The 17,261-nt window shown below is 71.3% G+C and carries 11 protein-coding genes and 1 pseudogene; 5 read left to right on the top strand and 7 right to left on the bottom strand.

Annotation, left to right across the window (positions count from 1 at the left end; all coding sequences use genetic code 11):
- Positions 1–9: 9 nt before the first annotated feature.
- Positions 10–4,766: pseudogene (locus tag K5L49_RS08535) on the bottom strand (ATP-dependent helicase).
- 337 nt (positions 4,767–5,103) lie between these two features.
- Positions 5,104–5,763, bottom strand: coding sequence for an alpha/beta hydrolase (locus K5L49_RS08530; RefSeq protein ID WP_223691929.1), 660 nt, complete (start codon positions 5,761–5,763; stop codon positions 5,104–5,106).
- A 138-nt stretch (positions 5,764–5,901) separates the two neighbouring features.
- On the opposite strand from K5L49_RS08530, the gene K5L49_RS08525 reads away from it, so the two are divergent.
- Positions 5,902–6,477, top strand: a complete 576-nt coding sequence (locus K5L49_RS08525) for an NUDIX hydrolase family protein (RefSeq protein WP_223691927.1) — start codon at positions 5,902–5,904, stop codon at positions 6,475–6,477.
- 75 nt (positions 6,478–6,552) lie between these two features.
- Here the strand turns inward: K5L49_RS08525 and K5L49_RS08520 are convergent, their stop codons facing one another.
- Positions 6,553–6,918 carry a DoxX family protein gene (locus K5L49_RS08520; protein WP_223691925.1) on the bottom strand — a complete coding sequence of 122 codons (366 nt, stop codon included), beginning with the start codon at positions 6,916–6,918 and terminating at the stop codon, positions 6,553–6,555.
- 104 nt (positions 6,919–7,022) lie between these two features.
- Between K5L49_RS08520 and K5L49_RS08515 the strand changes: the two genes are divergently transcribed.
- Both K5L49_RS08515 and K5L49_RS08510 read left to right on the top strand, forming a co-directional pair.
- On the top strand, positions 7,023–7,673 hold the full coding sequence (locus K5L49_RS08515; RefSeq protein ID WP_223691923.1) for a TetR/AcrR family transcriptional regulator: 651 nt from the start codon (positions 7,023–7,025) through the stop codon (positions 7,671–7,673).
- A complete protein-coding gene (locus K5L49_RS08510; protein WP_223691921.1) occupies positions 7,667–8,848 on the top strand; it encodes an MFS transporter in 1,182 nt (393 codons plus the stop codon). The genes K5L49_RS08515 and K5L49_RS08510 overlap by 7 nt, the downstream gene beginning before the upstream one ends.
- A 15-nt stretch (positions 8,849–8,863) precedes the next feature.
- Here the strand turns inward: K5L49_RS08510 and K5L49_RS08505 are convergent, their stop codons facing one another.
- A complete protein-coding gene (locus K5L49_RS08505) occupies positions 8,864–10,696 on the bottom strand; it encodes an acetolactate synthase large subunit (RefSeq protein WP_263298838.1) in 1,833 nt (610 codons plus the stop codon).
- A 396-nt stretch (positions 10,697–11,092) separates the two neighbouring features.
- Between K5L49_RS08505 and K5L49_RS08500 the strand changes: the two genes are divergently transcribed.
- Positions 11,093–11,674, top strand: coding sequence for a TetR/AcrR family transcriptional regulator (locus K5L49_RS08500; protein ID WP_223691919.1), 582 nt, complete (start codon positions 11,093–11,095; stop codon positions 11,672–11,674).
- 117 nt (positions 11,675–11,791) lie between these two features.
- Here K5L49_RS08500 and K5L49_RS08495 read toward each other — a convergent pair whose 3' ends face one another.
- Complete coding sequence (locus K5L49_RS08495) at positions 11,792–13,453, bottom strand: DEAD/DEAH box helicase (protein WP_223691918.1); 1,662 nt, start codon at positions 13,451–13,453, stop codon at positions 11,792–11,794.
- Between the two features lie 284 nt (positions 13,454–13,737).
- On the opposite strand from K5L49_RS08495, the gene K5L49_RS08490 reads away from it, so the two are divergent.
- Positions 13,738–15,966, top strand: coding sequence for a HelD family protein (locus K5L49_RS08490; protein WP_223691916.1), 2,229 nt, complete (start codon positions 13,738–13,740; stop codon positions 15,964–15,966).
- Positions 15,967–15,981: 15 nt separating this feature from the next.
- Here K5L49_RS08490 and K5L49_RS08485 read toward each other — a convergent pair whose 3' ends face one another.
- Positions 15,982–16,647 carry a DUF1684 domain-containing protein gene (locus K5L49_RS08485; RefSeq protein WP_223695273.1) on the bottom strand — a complete coding sequence of 222 codons (666 nt, stop codon included), beginning with the start codon at positions 16,645–16,647 and terminating at the stop codon, positions 15,982–15,984.
- A gap of 32 nt (positions 16,648–16,679) precedes the next feature.
- The gene (locus tag K5L49_RS08480) at positions 16,680–17,222 is read right to left on the bottom strand and encodes a hypothetical protein (RefSeq protein WP_223691915.1); all 543 of its coding nucleotides are present in this window, start codon (positions 17,220–17,222) and stop codon (positions 16,680–16,682) included.
- Positions 17,223–17,261 lie beyond the last annotated feature (39 nt).

Below are 17,261 nucleotides of genomic sequence, written 5' to 3'. Positions count from 1 at the left end.
GCCGGGTGGTCATGTGCGCAGCCTCAGCCCGCGCGGCGTCGCCAGGAAGCCGGCATCGGCGAGGGCGTCTCCGAATGGGCTGCCGAGCACGAATGCGCCGTTCACCGTCTCCACCGCGAGCTTGTCCACGCGGCCGCGCGTGACGAGGGCGGCCAGGGCGGTCGCGGCCGCCCGCAGCGCGGGTTCGGCGTCGCCGTCGTCTGGGGCGGCGAAACAGAGCAGGCTCTTGCCGCCGCGCTCCACATAGACCGTGAGGGCTCCGTCGACCAGCACGACCAGGGCTCCGGCTTTCCGGCCGGGCCGATGGCCGGTGCCCGCCTCGCCGGGAACGGCCGGCCAGGGCAGGGCAGCGCCGTAGGGGGAGGCCGGGTCGGTGGCGGCCAGTGCCACCGCGGCGTACTCGGGCCGCTGAGTGGTGTCGCGGGCGAAGGAGCGCAGCCTGTCCACGGTGGCGCCGGTCGCGAACTGGGCGGCGCCGAGCGTTTCGACGAAGTAGCCGCGGCGCGCCCGCCCGGTCTCCTCGAAGCCGCTCAGCACTTTGTACGCGAGGGCGAACCCGCCCGGAACACCCTCGTTCATGACTGCGCCGCGGGTGACGACACCGTACCGGTCGAGCAGGGTTTCGGCGGTGGCGTGGGCGCGAACGGTCGGATCGAGGTCGCGGTCCGGCAGGAGCGACCAGCGGCCGGCGACGGTGGGCGGGCCCATCCGCGTGACCATGGCCGACCGCGCGGCGGCCCGGCCGCGATAGAGGTGCGAGCGCGGCGCCTGCTTCGGGCGTTTGTGGGCGCCGGAGGAGCCGGTGAGCGTGCGAAGCGGGGCAAGCGTGTCGTTGGTGAGGCGCCCGGCCCAGACCAGATCCCAGAGCGCGGTCACCAGCGCCGTGTCGTCGACCGGCGCGCCGGCCTCCGCGCCCAGCGCATCGGAGAGCTGACGGAAGAAGAACCCTCCGCCGCGCCCCAGCGCCGCGAGGACGGAACGCTGCAACTCGTCGGCCTCGTGGTCGATGGGTGGGGCGAGCGTGAGCGCGGCCGACTCGGCGAGGTGCAGGCTCACCCAGCCGTCGGCGCCGGGTAGCGCGCCGTCGCCCGCCCAGACCACCTCACCGGTGGCGGTGAGCTCATCCAGCATCGCCGGACTGTAGTCGGACACCCGGCTGGGCAGCACGAGCGACTCCCAGGCGGAGGCGGGGATGCGCACGCCGGCCAGCTGCTCGATCACCGAGGCCACCGCATCCACACCCCGCAGAGAACCGCCCACATGTTGCCAATCGGGCAGGAACCTCGCGAAGGTCGTCGGTTCGACCGGCTCCACCTCGTGCCGGAGGGCCGCCAACGACAGTCGCCGCAGCCGGCGCAGGACCTCGGCGTCGCACCATTCCGCGCCGTGCGCGTGCGGGCGGAACTCCCCGTCGACGACACGGCGATCGTGCGCGAGCCGTCGAAGTGCATCCTGCGCCACGGCCGCGCCCAGCCCGAACCGGTCGGCGACGTCGCCCGCGGCGAACGGGCCGTGGGTGCGGGCGTAGCGGCTGACCAGATCGCCGAGCGGGTCGTCCACAGGTTCGATGAACGCCGCCGGAACCCCGATCGGCAGCGGAACCCCGAGCGCATCGCGCAGCCGGGCGGCATCTTCGATGGCCACGAACCGTTCCGCGCCGGCGATCGTCACGAGCAGCGCCCGCTTGGCATCGACCAAAGCGGTGAGGTGGGCGGATGCGGTGGCCGGGTCGGCCGCGGTCGCGCCGGCGGCGGCCGGGTCGTCGCCGGCTTCCGGCACATCCCCCTGCAGCCGCGCGGCCACCTCCGCCACCGAGAGCGGTCCGAACATCCGCAGCAGGTCGGCGACGCCCTCGGTTCCCCGCACGCGGCGGTCGGCCGCCAGCCGCTGCAGCTCGCGTTCCACGCGTTCGATCACGGCCGGGTCGAGGAGTTCCCGCAGCTCGGCGCGCCCCAGCAGCTCGGCAAGCAGGCCGGCGTCGAGCGAGAGGGCGGCGGCGCGCCGCTCCGCCAGGGGACTGTCGCCCTCGTACATGAACGCAGCGACATACCCGAAGAGCAGCGAGCGCGCGAACGGTGAGGCGGCCTCCGTGCTCGACTCGACGAGACGGATGCGGCGCTCGGCGATCTGCTGCGTCACTTCGTTCAGCGCGGGCAGATCGTAGACATCCTGCAGGCACTCGCGTACGGTCTCGAGGATGATCGGGAAGGTCGGGTACTTGCGGGCCACCTCCAGCAGTTGCGAAGCCTTCTGCCGCTGCTGCCAGAGCGGTGAACGTTTGCCCGGGTTGTATTTGGGGAGCAGAAGCGCCCGGGCCGCGCACTCGCGGAACCGCGAGGCGAACAGGGCCGAACCGCCCACCTCCGTCGTCACGAGCTCGTCCAGTTCCGCCGGCTCGAACACGAAGAGCTCGGCGCCGGGCGGCTGCGATTCGGTGTCCGGGATGCGCACGATGATCCCGTCGTCGGCGGCCATCGCTGCACCGTCCACCCCGAAACGCTCCCGCACCCGCGCCTGCACCGCGAGCGCCCACGGGGAGTGGATCTGCATGCCGTACGGGGAATGCATCACGACCCGCCAGTCGCCCAGCTCGTCGCGGAACCGCTCGACGACGAGGGTCCTGTCGGTGGGGAGGTGCCCGGTGGCGGTCTTCTGTTCGGCCAGGAAAGACAGCAGGTTGGCGGTCGCCCATGGGTCGAGCCCGGCCTCGACGCAGCGCAGTTCCGCATCCGTCGGGGAGGCGGTGCTCACCTCCCGTACGAACGCGCCGACCGCGCGGCCGAGCTCGGCGGGCCGCCCCAGACCGTCGCCCTTCCAGAACGGCAGCCGCCCGGGTTCGCCGAAGGCGGGGCTCACGAGCACCCGGTCATGGGTGATCTCCTGGATGCGCCAGCTCGTCGACCCGAGGGCGAACACATCGCCGACGCGCGACTCGTAGACCATCTCCTCATCGAGCTCGCCCACGCGGCTCGCCTTCTCGCCGACCATGTACACCCCGAAAAGCCCGCGGTCGGGAATCGTGCCGCCGCTGGTCACCGCCAGCCGTTGCGCGCCGGGACGCCCGGTGATGGTGCCGGTGTCGCGATCCCAGACCACGCGGGGCGCAGCTCGGCGAACTCGTCAGACGGGTACCGGCCGGCCAGCAGGTCGAGGGTGGCGTCGTAGGCGCTGCGAGGCAGCGTGGAGAAGGGGGCGCTGCGGCGAACCGTGTCGAACCAGTCGTCGGCATCGATCGGCTCCAGTGCCACCGCCGCCACGGTCTGCTGGGCGAGGATGTCGAGCGGGTTGGTGGGAATGCGCAGGGTTTCGATGAGCCCCGACGTCATCCGCTCGCTCGCCACCGCCGAGTGGATGAGGTCGGCCCGGTGTTTGGGGAACACGACCCCGCGCGAGACCTCGCCCACCTGATGCCCGGCCCGGCCCACGCGTTGCAGTCCGCTGGCCACCGACGGCGGCGACTCCACCTGCACGACGAGGTCGACCTCGCCCATGTCGATGCCGAGCTCCAGGCTCGACGTGGCCACGACGCAGCGCAGTCGCCCGGATTTGAGATCGTCCTCGATCAGGGCGCGCTGCTCCTTGCTCACCGAGCCGTGGTGGGCGCGGGCGAGCACCAGGGATCCGGGCTCGTCGGCGACGGCCTCTCTCGAGCCTCGGGTCTGCCCGGAGGCTCCCATCAGCTCGGCGGGCGCCCGGCGGGCCGGCCCGTTCTCAGAAACGTCACCCGCCGTGCCGCCGAGGATGCGCTCCTCATAGATCTCGTTGAGCCTCGCCGTCAGCCGCTCGGCGAGCCGCCGCGAATTCGTGAAGACGATCGACGACCGGTGCGCGAGAACGCGGTCGACGATGGCCTCCTCGACGTGCGGCCAGATCGACCCCGATGAGGGAGAGCCGTCGTCGGAGTCCGGCGAGAAGGTTGAGGTGCCGAGCTCGCTCATGTCTTGCACCGGCACGACGACACGCAGGTCGAACCGTTTGCCCGACGGCGGCGCCACCACCTCCACCGGTGCGCGGCCGCCGAGGAAGCGGGCCACCTCCTCCGGCGGGCGAACGGTCGCCGACAGCCCGATGCGCTGCGCCGGCTGCGTCAGCATCGCATCCAGCCGTTCGAGCGAGAGGGCCAGGTGGGCTCCGCGCTTCGTGGCCGCGACGGCATGCACTTCGTCGATGATCACCGTCTCGACGGTGGCGAGGGTTTCCCTCGCCGCCGAGGTGAGCATGAGGAACAGCGACTCGGGCGTGGTGATCAGGATGTCGGGCGGCGTTTTCACCAGAGCCCGCCGATCGGCCGACGGGGTGTCGCCCGAACGCACCCCCACCGACACATGCGGAGGCTCGGCGCCCAGCCGCTTCGCCGTCTGCGTGATGCCGACCAGCGGTGCCCGCAGATTGCGTTCGACATCCACGCCGAGCGCCTTCAACGGCGAGATGTAGAGCACGCGAGTGCCGGGGATGCGCGGCGCTGCCACGACCGCTGCGTCGGCCGCGGTCGTGGCCGCTGTTGCCGCCGTTGCCGCCGCGACCGTGGCCGCTGTTGCCGCCGCGGCCGCCGCTTCTGAGGTTGCCTCGTTACGGGCCGCGAGCCGGTCGATCGCCCAGAGGAAGGAGGCGAGCGTCTTGCCCGAGCCGGTCGGGGCGATGACGAGGGCATTGCGGCCACGGGAGATCGCATCCCACGCCCCGATCTGCGCCGGGGTCGGCTCGGCGAAGGCCCCCGCGAACCACTCACGCGTGGCGGGGGAGAAGCGGTCGAGCACATCGCTCATCCCTCTATCCTCTCCCCAACGACCGACACCCGACACCCCGCACCCTCACGCACGACCTTCATCGCCGTTTCTCAGGACATCCGGGCTCTGGCCGACCGCAGGGTCCGGTTTTCAGGGCTGTGCGGGCGTCAGCGCGAGGTTTCTCCTGAGTTCAGGAGGGAGGCTTCTCCCGAATTCAGCAGCATCCATCGCCACCACCCAGCGCTCCCCCGCACGACCTTCATCGCCGTTTCTCAGGACATCCGGGCTCTGGCCGACCGCAGGGTCCGGTTTTCAGGGCTGTGCGGGCGTCAGCGCGAGGCTTCTCCTGAGTTCAGGAGGGAGGTTTCTCCTGAATTCAGGCGGCGGGGGTGGGGAGGTGATGACGGATGAAGGCGCCGATGTCGGTGAGCTCGCGGGAGGAGATGGCGTGGCCCATCCCCTCGTAGATGCGGGCGTCGAGGGTGGAGTGGCCCGGGAGCCAATCCGCCGTCCGCGCCACCGAGGTCGCGGGGATGACCTCGTCGAGGGTGCCGCGGCCCCAGAAGACCGGGGGCCGTCGTTCGCCCAGTCGCGCATCCCCCGCCGAGTCTCCCTGCACCGCGAACCCGGAGAGCTGCACGGCGTAGTCGAATCGGTCGGGCGCGAGGCGCAGCAGTTGCAAGGCCACCGCGCCGCCCTGGGAGAAGCCGAGCAGTCCGGTCGGCGTCGGCGGTTGTTCGTCGAGCCAGTCGAGCACCGCCAGCGCGGCCGCGTCGGCGTTGGCGGCGATCGGGTCGGCGGGAACATTGGTGAACCGCGAGAACCAGGCGAAGCCGGGACCTTCGGGAATGGGCGCGCGCACGGAGGCGATCACGGGCTCGAGTGGCAGGTAGGCCGCGATTCCGAACAGGTCGGCTTCGTCGGAGGCGTAGCCGTGCAGCAGCACGAGGAGGGGGCGGCCGGCGCGGTCGCGTTCGGAGGCCGACCAGAGCACGGCGTCGCGGTCGATGGTGAGGTCGGGTGGGGTGAGTGTCACGCGGGCTCCTGGGTCGGGTGGTCGCTCCATTGTGCTGCCTCCGACTGTCCGGCTCCTCCACAGGGGCGCTACCCGGGATTTTGTCCACCGTTCTCGCAGGATCGCGCACGGCCGCCCCCTGTTCCGTAGGATCGGGGCATGAGCGTGCGCACCCCAGACCCGATCCCCGAGCGGTCGCCCGACGACGGCCCCCAGCAGGGTCCGGCCTGGCTGAGCGACATCGAGCTGGAGCAGGCCCGGCGGCGGCTGCCGCTGCTCTACGTCGAGGCCGTTCCGGTGCGGGTCGACGGTCTCGGTCAGGTCACCGAAGTCGGTGTGCTGCTGCGTGCCAACGCAGTCGGCGAGATCACCCGAACGCTCGTCTCGGGGCGCGTCATGTACGGCGAGACGATCCGCGAGGCGCTCTTCCGCCACCTCGAGAAAGACCTCGGCCCGATGGCGTTCCCGCAGCTTCCGGCAAGCCCCACGCCGTTCCAGGTGGCCGAATACTTCCCGATGCCGGGCGTCACGCCGTTCACCGATGACCGCCAGCACGCGGTCTCCCTCGCCTATGTCGTGCCCGTCACCGGAACCTGCGACCCCCGTCAGGATGCCCTCGAACTCACCTGGATGCGCCCGGAAGAGGCTGTGACCCCCGCTGTCTCCGAAGAGATGGAGGGCGGCCGCGGCGTGCTGCTGAAAGCGGCACTGGCCTCCGTGGGCCGTCTGGTCTGAACCCCGCCTGACGTGGTTGAACCCCGCCTGGCGTGGCTGAACCCCGCCTGGCGGGTCAGGTTCCCGGCTGACTGATCAGGCCCCGGCGAAGCGGGCGATGGCCACGAACAGGGCGGCCAGCAGCAGGATGATGTTGAGTGGCAGCGACTTGTTCTCGTGACGACGCATATGCACGACGATCGCCAGAACCTGCACGATCACGAAACCGGAGGCGGCGATCGGGGTCAGCATGGCCGCGATCCCGGTGAGCCAGGGCAGGATGAGCCCGATCGCCCCGAGGACCTCAACGATGCCGATGGCCTTCACAGAGGCGGCGGAGTAGTCGTCGACCCAGGGCAGGCTCGGCGCGAGCGCTGCCTTCGGCCGCAGGCTCTTCATGAGGCCGGCGGCGAGGTAGAGGGCGGCGAGGATGCCGGAGACGATCCAGACGGCGATGGCCATGGGGTTCCTTTTCGAGAAGGGGTGATCGGAGAGTGGAAGAACAATTCCATTTGCAGCCTAACCCATCAACTGGAGGAACAATTCCACTTGGTAGACTGGCGTGGATGAGCACTCCCGCCGAGCACGACGAGCGCCCCCTGCGAGCCGACGCGGCCCGCAACCGGGAGGCCATCCTCTGCGCGGCCGGAACGGCGCTCGCCGAAGAGGGGTCCGACATCTCGCTCGAGGAGATCGCCCGGCGGGCGGGCGTCGGCGTCGGAACCGTCTACCGGCGGTTTCCCACGCACGACGCTCTGATCGAGGCCGTGCTCGACGAGAAGATGACCGCGTACGCCGACCGCACCGAAGCCGCCGCCGAACGGGCGCTCGTCGAACCGGCCGAGGCTTTCGCCGCCTACATCGGGTTCATCGTCGACCAGCAGATCGACGATCGGGCCTTCGCGCAGCTGATGTGCGACCGCCCTCACGGCTCGGCCCTGTTCGCCGCGCAGCAGCATCGGGCGTTCGCGGCCACCGTGCTGCTCGTCGACCGGGCGCGGGCGGCGGGTGCGGTTCGCAGCGATCTCCACCACAGCGACCTCATCCTGTTGATCCAGGCGACCAACGGTGTGATCTCCGGCGGCGGTCCGGCGGCGGCTGAGGCGTCTCGTCGGCTCGCGCACTTCCTGCTGCAGGCGTTCCGCGTCGCGGGAAGCGAATCGGCGCCCGCCGTGCCGGCCCCGTGGTCGGGCGTCGACGGCTCGGCTCCGTGCTGACCCCCGACGCCGGCTCGCAGGCCCGCGGGCTCCGGCCTGCCCTGGTCGGGCTTCTCGCGCTGACTGCCGGGTCGTTCTTCGCCGTGACCACTGAGGTTCTTCCGGTGGGCCTTCTTCCCGCCATCGGCCGGGCGTTCTCCGTGAGCGAGTCCATCGCAGGCCTGCTGGTGAGCGTATACGCGGTGGCCGTGGCGGTGCTCGCCGTGCCGCTGACGGTCCTGACCCGGCGTTACCCGCGCAAGGCGATGCTGCTGTGCACCCTCACGCTGTACGTCGTGAGCAACGCCCTCGTGGCCGTCGCGCCGAACTTCGCCGTCGTGGCCGTCGGGCGGGCGCTCGGCGGTATCTCGCACGCCCTCTTCTTCTCGGTCTGCATCGGGTATTCCGCCCGGCTGGTGGATCGCGAGTTCATCGGCCGGGCGATGGCGCTCGTCGCGGGCGGAATCTCGGGCGGCCTCATCCTCGGCGTTCCCCTGCTCACTTCGCTCGGAACGGTGCTCGGCTGGCGTTCCGCTTTCGGCGCGCTGGCGATCCTCACCGCGTTGACGACGGTCGGAATCGCGGTCGTGCTGCCCGGCGTGGGCAACGAGAATCCGCCGCCCGGAAACGGCACCCACCAGGGTCGGCGCCGCCTGGTCGCCGTGGTCACGGCGAACGGCGTGGCCTATCTCGGTCAGTTCGTGCTCTACACGTACATCGCGGTCGTCTTGCTGGGTGCGGGCTCTGCGGATGCGGCGATCGGCCCGCTCCTGATCGGTATCGGAGCGTGCGGGCTGCTCGGCCTCTGGTTCGGTGCTGCCACGTTCGACCGTTCGCCGCGCTGGAGCGGTGTCGCGGTGATCGGCGTCGCCGCGCTCGGGATGATCGGGGTGGGCCTGGGGTATCCGTCGTTCGTAGCCGTGCTCCTGGCCGCCGCGGTGTGGAGCGCGGCCTACGGGGCCGCGCCTTCGTTCTTCCAAGCCGCTTCGGTGCGCACCCACGCGACCTCCCCCGAGATCGCCGGCGCCTGGGTGAACACGACGAGCAACATCGGCATCGCCGGTGGGGCGGCCATCGGCGCGGTCACCCTCGACGCGGCCGGCGCCGGCGCCCTGCCCTGGGTCGGCGCTGCACTCATGGTCGTCGCCCTCGCCATCACGGCGACAGCGCGCGGCGCCTTCCCGTCGCGCCTCTGACGCCGGCCGCCGGGCTCATTCCCCGCCCCACGCCGGAGACCTGTCCTGCGCATATCGGATGCGGTCGTTGCCGACCCCTTGCGGCACCATCGGCCAGACCAGGGCGTCCGCGCTGACGACGAAGTCGATCACCACCGGTCGGTCGTCGATCGTGAGGGCTCGACGGATGGCGTCGTCGACCTCCTCCGCGCGGGTGACGCGCTCGCCGTGGGCGCCGTAGGCCTCGGCCATTCGAACGAAGTCGGGGATGTGCTCGCTGCCGTGCCCGGTGTTCAGCTCGGATTGGGAGTATCGGCCGTCGTAGAACAGGTTCTGCCACTGCCGGATCATCCCGAGCGACGAGTTGTTGATGAGTGCCACCTTGATCGGGATGTGCTCGAGCAGGCAGGTCGCCAGCTCCCGGTTCGTCATCTGGAAGCAGCCGTCCCCGTCGATCGCCCAGACGACACGGTCGGGCTCGCCCAGTTTCGCTCCCATCGCGGCCGGAACGGCGTATCCCATCGTTCCGGCCCCGCCGGAGGTGAGAAAGCTGCGCGGCCGCTCGAAGGGGATGAATTGGGCCGCCCACATCTGGTGCTGGCCGACGCCGGTCACGTAGACCGCCTCGGGGCCGGTGAGCTCGGCGACCCGTCGGATGATGTGCTGGGGGCTCAGCAGCCCGTCCGAGGTGGGTTCGAAGCCGAGGGGGTAGTCGGCGCGCAGCCGGTCGAGCCGCACCCACCACGACGTCAGATCGGGGGAGTCGCCCGCGGCGAGGTTCGCCTCGACCTCTTCCGTCAGTGCCGGGATGACGGCGGCGAGGTCGCCGACGATGGGCACGTCCGCGTGGCGGATCTTCGAGATCTCGGCCGGGTCGATGTCGATGTGCACGACTCGGGCGCCCGGGGCGAAGGCGGCCGGGTCACCGGTCACCCGGTCGTCGAACCGCGCGCCGAGGGCGATGATCAGGTCGCTCTCCTGCAGACCGAGGACCGCAGGCACGCTGCCGTGCATGCCCGGCATCCCGAGGTGGTGGGGGTGCGAGTCGGGGAACGCGCCCCGCGCGGTCAGCGTGGTGACGACCGGCGCGCCGGTCAGCTCGGCGAGCCGGCGCAGGGCGGCGGACGCCCGGGCCCTGATCACCCCGCCGCCGACGTACAGCACGGGGCGCTCGGCATCCGCGAGGAGCCGCGCCGCCTGACGGGCCTTGGGGCGGTGGGTTTTCGCCGGCGGCCGGTAGCCGGGCAGGTTCACGACGGGCGGCCAGGCGTGCACGGCTGTGCCCTGCTGGGCGTCTTTCGTGATGTCTACGAGGACCGGCCCGGGGCGACCGGTCCCTGCGATCTCATAGGCGCCCGCGATCGCCGACGGGATGTCCTCCGTGCGAGTGACGAGCATCGAGTGTTTGGTGATCGGCAGCGTGATCCCGACAATGTCCGCCTCCTGGAACGCATCCGTGCCCATCAGCTCGCTGAACACCTGGCCGGTGATCACGAGGAGCGGGACGGAGTCGAGAAAGGCGTCGGCGATGGCGGTGACGAGGTTTGTCGCCCCCGGGCCCGAGGTGGCGATCGCCACCCCGACGCGGCCGGTCGCCGCCGCATAGCCTTCGGCGGCGTGCCCGGCATCCTGTTCGTGGCGCACGAGGATGTGGCGGATGCGGTCCTGCGCCGGTAGCGCGTCATAGATCGGGATCACCGCACTGCCGGGTATGCCGAAGATGTCGGTCACCCCCAGCCGGGCGAGGGTGCGCAACACGGCGACCGCGCCGGTCATCTCGACGGTCGAGGGCGGAAGGGCGGGCGGGGTCGCCGTCGTCGACGGTGTGTGCGGCAGTTCTGGGGGCGTGTGCGGGTGTTCCGGGGTCATGGAGGCGTCCTTGTTCGTGACGAGCGGGGAGGCGCGGCTCCGGCAGCGCTGACGGGCGTGCGGGGAGGGGCCGAGGGGAAGCCAGGTTTGTGGCGTGCGGGCCATCGCCGGGCGGCGAACGGCACGCCGGACGGCCCGAACGACTGGGACGGGATCCGGCGGCGGCGGGACGGGCCGTTTCGGACCATCCCCGCCGAGGCAGACCGGGAAGGAGTCATCCGGTCCGTGTGACTGACATCGACTGGGGACGGTTGTGCCGCCGGAACATCGATGTCGACACTGTACTCCGTCGTGTCCGGTCCTTGTGTTCGACGGCTAATGCCATTAGCTTAAAGGCTATGAGTTGCGCTGATCAGAGAGTCTTCGTCACCCTCTCGGACGTCGGCCGGAGGTCACATGCCTAGGGCCGGGCTCACCCGGGCCGTCGTGACCGAGGTCGCGATCGAGCTGGTCGACGAGGGCGGCGCATCCGGATTCGACCGGCTCACGCTCGCTGCCGTCGCGGGTCGGGCCGGGGTGGCGGTGCCCAGCCTCTACAAGCACGTCGGCTCCCTTTCCGATCTGCGCCGCCTGGTGGCGACCGAATCGGTGGGCGAGCTCTCGCGGGTGATCGCCGGTGCAACCATCGGCCGTTCGGGTACGGAGGCGCTCGAGGCCGCGGCGGATGCGATGCGCGCGTTCGCCCACGCGCATCCCGGCCGCTACTCGGCGACCCAGGTCGCGCCGGATCTCGCCTCGCCCGACGACGCGGAGCTCGCCGCCCGGGGTGCTGAGACCATCGCCGTGCTCGCCGGCGCTCTGCGCGGGTTCGGTCTTCCCGACTCGGACACCGTCGATGCCATCCGGATGCTGCGCAGTGCCGTGCACGGTTTCGTCATGCTCGAGCTGGGGGGCGGGTTCGGCCTCCCGGACGATCTCGACCGCAGCTTCCACCGCCTCATCGCCGGCGTCATCGCCGGCATCGCCGCCCTCCGCTGAAACGCCGTTGAGGGGCCGCTGAACCGCCGTTGAGGGGCGGCACATCCATCTGAAATCCGGGGATCTCGATGGATCTGCCGCCCCTCAACGAGACAGGAGAGCGGGAGAGCGCGGGGCTCAGCCGCGGGCGCGGCGCGAGCCGTTCCCGCGCTGGGTGCTGCCGCCGACCAGGCTGCCGACGCGGAGGCCGCCGCCGGCGTTCGAACCGTTGCCGCCGCGCGACTTGCCGCCCCGCGACGAACCCTGCGAACCCTGCGACGAGCGCTGTGCGCCGCCGGCCGAAGAACCGGCCGAGGTCGCTGCGGTCGCCGGCCGGCCGGAACGGTCGCGACGCGGGCGACCGGCGCCTGCCTCCGCGTTCCGTCCACCGTTGCCGCCGTCGCGACCGCCGCCGCCGTTGCCGCCGTCGCGACCGCCGCCGCCGTTGCCGCCGTCACGACCGCCGTTGCCGCGGCCACTGCCGCGTCCGCCGCCATTGCCGCGACCGCCGTTGTCGGAACCGTCGCGGGCCGCGCGCTTGCGCTGGGCGTTGGCGCCCTGCGAGCGGCCGCCGCCGCCGTTGCCGCCGCGCGGGTTCTCCTCGCGGGGAACGGGCTTGACGAACGCGGCAGTCTCGCCGACCAGCTTCGCGACGGCGGGCGAACCCGCCTCGACGGTCTGCGGCTTGGCATCGATCGCGGCCTTGCGCAGCAGGGTCTTCACATCGGACTTCTGACTGGGCAGCATCACCGTCACCACGTCGCCGGAGCTGCCGGCGCGGGCGGTGCGGCCCGAGCGGTGCAGGTACGCCTTGTGCTCCATGGGCGGGTCGACGTGCACGACGAGCTCGACGTTGTCGACGTGGACGCCGCGGGCCGCGACATCCGTGGCGACCAGCACGCGCACATCCCCGGCGCCGAACGCGGCGAGGTTGCGGTCGCGGGCCACCTGCGAGAGGTTGCCGTGCAGATCGACCGCGGGGATGCCCGAGGCGGTCAGCTGCTTGGCCAGCTTCTTGGCGTGGTGCTTCGTGCGGGTGAAGAGGATGCGGCGGCCGAGGCCGGAGGCCAGCTTCTCGACGAGATCCTTCTTGCCTTCGAGGGTCTCGACCTCGAACACGTGGTGGGTCATCGCATCCACGTGGCTGGTGGCCTCGTCGACCGAGTGCAGCACCTCGTTCTGCAGGAAGCGCTTGACGATCTTGTCGACGCCGTTGTCCAGCGTGGCCGAGAACAGCAGGCGCTGACCGCCGGTGGGGGTCTTGTCGAGGATGCGCGTCACCACGGGCAGAAAGCCGAGGTCGGCCATGTGGTCGGCTTCGTCGAGAACGGTGATCTCCACCGCGTCGAGCGAGACGAAGCCCTGTTTCATCAGGTCTTCGAGGCGGCCGGGGCAGGCGACGACGATGTCGACGCCGTCGCGCAGGGCGGCGACCTGACGCTGCTGCGAGACACCGCCGAAAATGGTCGTCGATTTGAGGCCGTAGGCGTCGGCGAGCGGCTGCATGGCTGCCGAGATCTGGGTGGCGAGTTCGCGCGTCGGGGCGAGCACGAGACCGAGCGGACGCCCGGCGCGGCGCTTGCCGCCGGCGAGCTTGCCGCCGAGGCGCGCCACCATCGGCAGCGCGAACGCGATGGTCTTGCCCGAGCCGGTCTTACCGCGGCCGAGCACGTCGCGCCCGGCGAGCGTGTCGGGCAGGGTGTCGGCCTGGATGGGGAACGGCTCGGTCTTCCCGTCGGCCGCGAGAACGGCGACGAGCGGCGCGGGCACGCCGAGGGAGGAGAAGGTGGTTTCAGACAAGGGTGGTGCCTTTCGGGGCATCGTGACCCCGTGCATCCGCGGGTCGCACTCGTGCGGCGCCTCGGTCGGGGGTGAAATGGCGAAGGTGCCGTGCGGCACGATCGTTCGCCGTAGAAAAGTTCGACGGCCGCGGGGCGGGTGCCCGGCGCGGCGCGAGGTGCGTTCTGCGACGCAGGGAGTCCCTCGTGGACTCGCAAGTGACACCAGTCTACAGGATGGACCTCCGAGCGCTCTCCAGGGTTGGGGTCGTAGACTGTCGGCCCGGTAACGAGAGGGTGGTTTGCGTGCTGGAATCGGAACTCGAACGCGAGCGCAGCATCGTGGCCGGACTGTATCGACGACTCGACGAACTGCGCGCCGAGACCGAGGAACGCCTCATCCGTGTGCGTCGCGAAAGCGTGGGCGGCAACCACCAGGCCCGCAGCGAACGGGATGCGTTCGCACGGCTCTACGAAGACCAACTCGGCCAGTTGCGCGAGGTGGATGCGCGGCTGGTGTTCGGCCGGCTGCTGCTCGAGCAGCCCTCCGACGGTTCGGCGCACCGATACATCGGCCGCATCGGTTTGCGCGACGACGACCAGCGTTCGCTGCTCGTCGACTGGCGGGCGCAGCAGGCGAGCGCGTTCTATCAGGCGACCGCGAGCGAAAGGATGGGGGTGCGCGCCCGCCGGCATCTCACCATGACCGGCCGCCAGGTGGTGCGCGTCGACGACGAAGTGTTCGACGAGGCTCTGCTCGGCGCGGGGGGCGGCGCCGACGGCGCGGAGGTCATCCAGGGCGAGGGCGCATTGATGGCTGCCCTGACCACGCAGCGCACGGGCCGGATGCACGACATCGTCGCCACGATCCAGGCCGAGCAGGACCGCATCATCCGTTCCGACCTGCGCGGCGCCCTCGTCGTGCAGGGCGGGCCGGGCACGGGCAAGACCGCCGTCGCCCTGCACCGCGCCGCCTATCTGCTGTATGCGAACCGCCAGCGGCTGAGCGCATCCGGTGTGCTCGTCGTCGGCCCGTCGGTGGCGTTCCTGCGCTACATCGAGGCCGTGCTGCCCTCGCTCGGCGAGACGGGGGTGGTCATGCAGACGCTCGGCGAGCTGTTCCCGGGGGTGGAGGCCACCGTCGAGGACGAACCGGAGGCGGCCCGGTTGAAGGGGTCGGCCACGATGGCCCGGTTGCTGTCGCGCGCCGTGCGGTCGCGGCAGCGCGTGCCGGCCGAGGCGCAGACCATCGACATCGACGGCGAGAAGCTGGTGGTGGAACCCGATCTGATCGCGCGGGCGCTCGGCCGTGCCCAGCGTGGGGGGAAGCCGCACAACGTCGCACGGGTGACGTTCGTGAAGGCGGCCCTCGGTGAGCTGGTGGGCACGCTCGCCGCCCAGTTGCGTGCCGGTGGTTCGACGGTCGACGAGGCCGATGTGAAGGTGCTGCGCGAAGATCTGCGCACCTCCTACGACGTCCGGGTGATGTTGAACACGGCCTGGCTCCCGCTCACACCCCAGAAGCTGCTTCAAGACCTGTACGCCCGCCCGGCCTGGCTCGCCGAGCTCACCCCGAGGTGGAGCGACGCCGAACGCGCGGCGCTCGCCCGCGACCGCTCGGCGCCGTTCACGGTCAGTGATGCTGCTCTGCTCGACGAGGCCGCTGAACTGCTCGGGCCGTTCCCCGGCAAACCGGATGCAGGCGCGCGCGAGCGGGACCGCCAGCGCAAGCGCGACCTCGAGAACGCCCGGGCCGCCATCAAGAACATGGGCGTGGAGGGTCTGGTGAACGCCGAGCAGCTCGCCGACGGGTTCGCCGAGCAGGTCGACAACGGCACCACCGCTGAGCGCGCCGCCGCCGATCGCACCTGGACCTACGGTCACGTCGTCGTCGACGAGGCGCAGGAGCTCTCCCCGATGCAGTGGCGGGTGCTCGTGCGCCGCTGCCCGATGAAGTCGTTCACGATCGTCGGCGACATCGCGCAGGTGGGCTCGGCAGCCGGCGCGACCGGCTGGGCCGAGGCATTGACCCCGTCGTTCAAGGATTCCTGGCGTCTGGAGGAGCTCACGGTCAACTACCGAACACCGGCGCAGATCACCCGCGAAGCCGAGCGGCTGGCCGAGGAGGCGGGCCTGCCGATCACCCGCACGCGTGCCGTGCGCGAGGGCGAGTGGCCGATCCGCCGGGTGACCGCCGACGGCGCGGGGCTGGCCGAGGCCGTTGCACTGGCCGTTGCGGCGGACCGTGCGATCGACGCCTCGGGCACCGTGGCCGTGATCGCGCCGGCCGCTCATGTGGAGGCCGTCGCCGGTGCGGTCGAGTCGCGGTTCGGCGACCACGCCGCCCGGGGTGCCGCCGGCCTCACGCGTGCGATCGCCGTGCTCACCGGCTACGAGGCGAAGGGTCTCGAGTTCGACGCCGTGGTGCTGGCCGACCCGGATGCTTTGGCCGCGGAATCCCCGCGCGGTGCCGCATCCCTCTACGTGGCGATGACCCGCCCCACGCAACGCCTCACCCTCGTCTCCCCCTCCTGAGCCTGAACGGAGAAGTCAGGGGCGGGCGTAGCGTTCGCCGACGGGGATCTCGGTGGCGAGCGTATTGCCCGCCTGAGCGAGCGGGCAGGCCCACGCGGGATCGTAGGCGCAGCTCGGGTTGTAGGCGAAGTTGAAGTCGAGCACCAGCGTCGCCTCACCGTCTGAGGCGTCGATGCCGAGATCGGCGCCCTTGACCGTGTCGATGAGATAACGGCCGCCGCCGTAGGTTCCTCCGGGGCGGCCGGCGAGAGCATCCTTCACGGGCACGAACAGCCCGCCCCCGTATGAGCCGAGGCGCCAGACATCGAGAGTTCCCGCCAGTGGAACGCGCACCGTGCCGAGCAACTCGAACGGCACGGTTCCGTCGGTGCCGGTCTCCACCTCCATCCGTCGCGGCTCGGTCGCCGGAATGATCGGCACCTCATAGCGCCACTCGGGGTCGTATGCGACCACCGGCAGGCCGGTGAAGCCCGCACGATCGGCTTCCAGCAGCGGACTCGCGGGATGCGAGGCGAAGAGGTCGTCGCGGCAGGAGACCCAGTGATCGTGCGCCGTGGCCGGGTCGGTGGCGGCCAGCCGCCGAACGGATGCGTAGAGACCGAAGACGCGGCGCCGCCAGTCGGCCGTCTGCACCGCGGTGACGGCGCGCGAGGCGGCAGGATGCGGGCCTTCAGTGCTCATCGGGCTTTCAGTGCTCATCGGGCTGTCAGTGCTCATCGTGGGCCTTCCAGATTCGCGGGCGGGTCGTACGCCCAGGTGGGGGCGAGCCGGCGCAGGCGCATCCCGCGCCACTGCCAGAACGCCCAGAGGGTGTACCAGGCGACAGGGGTCAGCACGCCGGCGCGCACGAGGAGCCGATCGCGGTAGAGCGTGCGCATTCGGCCGTCCGGGCCGGGCCCGGACGGGTCTGGCGAGATGGCCATGCGGTGGTCGAGGTGCGGCAGAGCGGCGAGCAGCCCGCCGGTTCCGCCGCCGCTGTCGCGCAGGATGCGGACGCCGGGCTCGCGCGCACCGAGGACGCTCAACCGCACCGCCTGTGTACCCACGGTGACCGCGCCGAGAGCGCGCACGCGCAGCCGGTACTCGCGTTCGGCCCAGACCGCCGGCAGTCCGGCGGGCTCGTCGGAACGGAAGTCGAGCCAGGGGAGCGCCACCTCGCGGAAAGCCGTCGGGCTCTGCAGTGCGCGCCACGCCGCGTCCGGGTCGCAGTCCAGAACGAACTTCAGCAGCACGCGCATGCTGCAAGTCTCGCTCATCCGCGTATCGTCTGACCCGCTCGGCGCGAATCCGTGAGG

Source organism: Leifsonia poae (assembly GCF_020009625.1).
In the GTDB taxonomy this organism is placed as follows: Bacteria; Actinomycetota; Actinomycetes; order Actinomycetales; family Microbacteriaceae; genus Leifsonia; species Leifsonia poae_A.
Note: the sequence above shows the minus strand (reverse complement) of the source record. Positions and strands in the feature narration are given on the sequence as shown.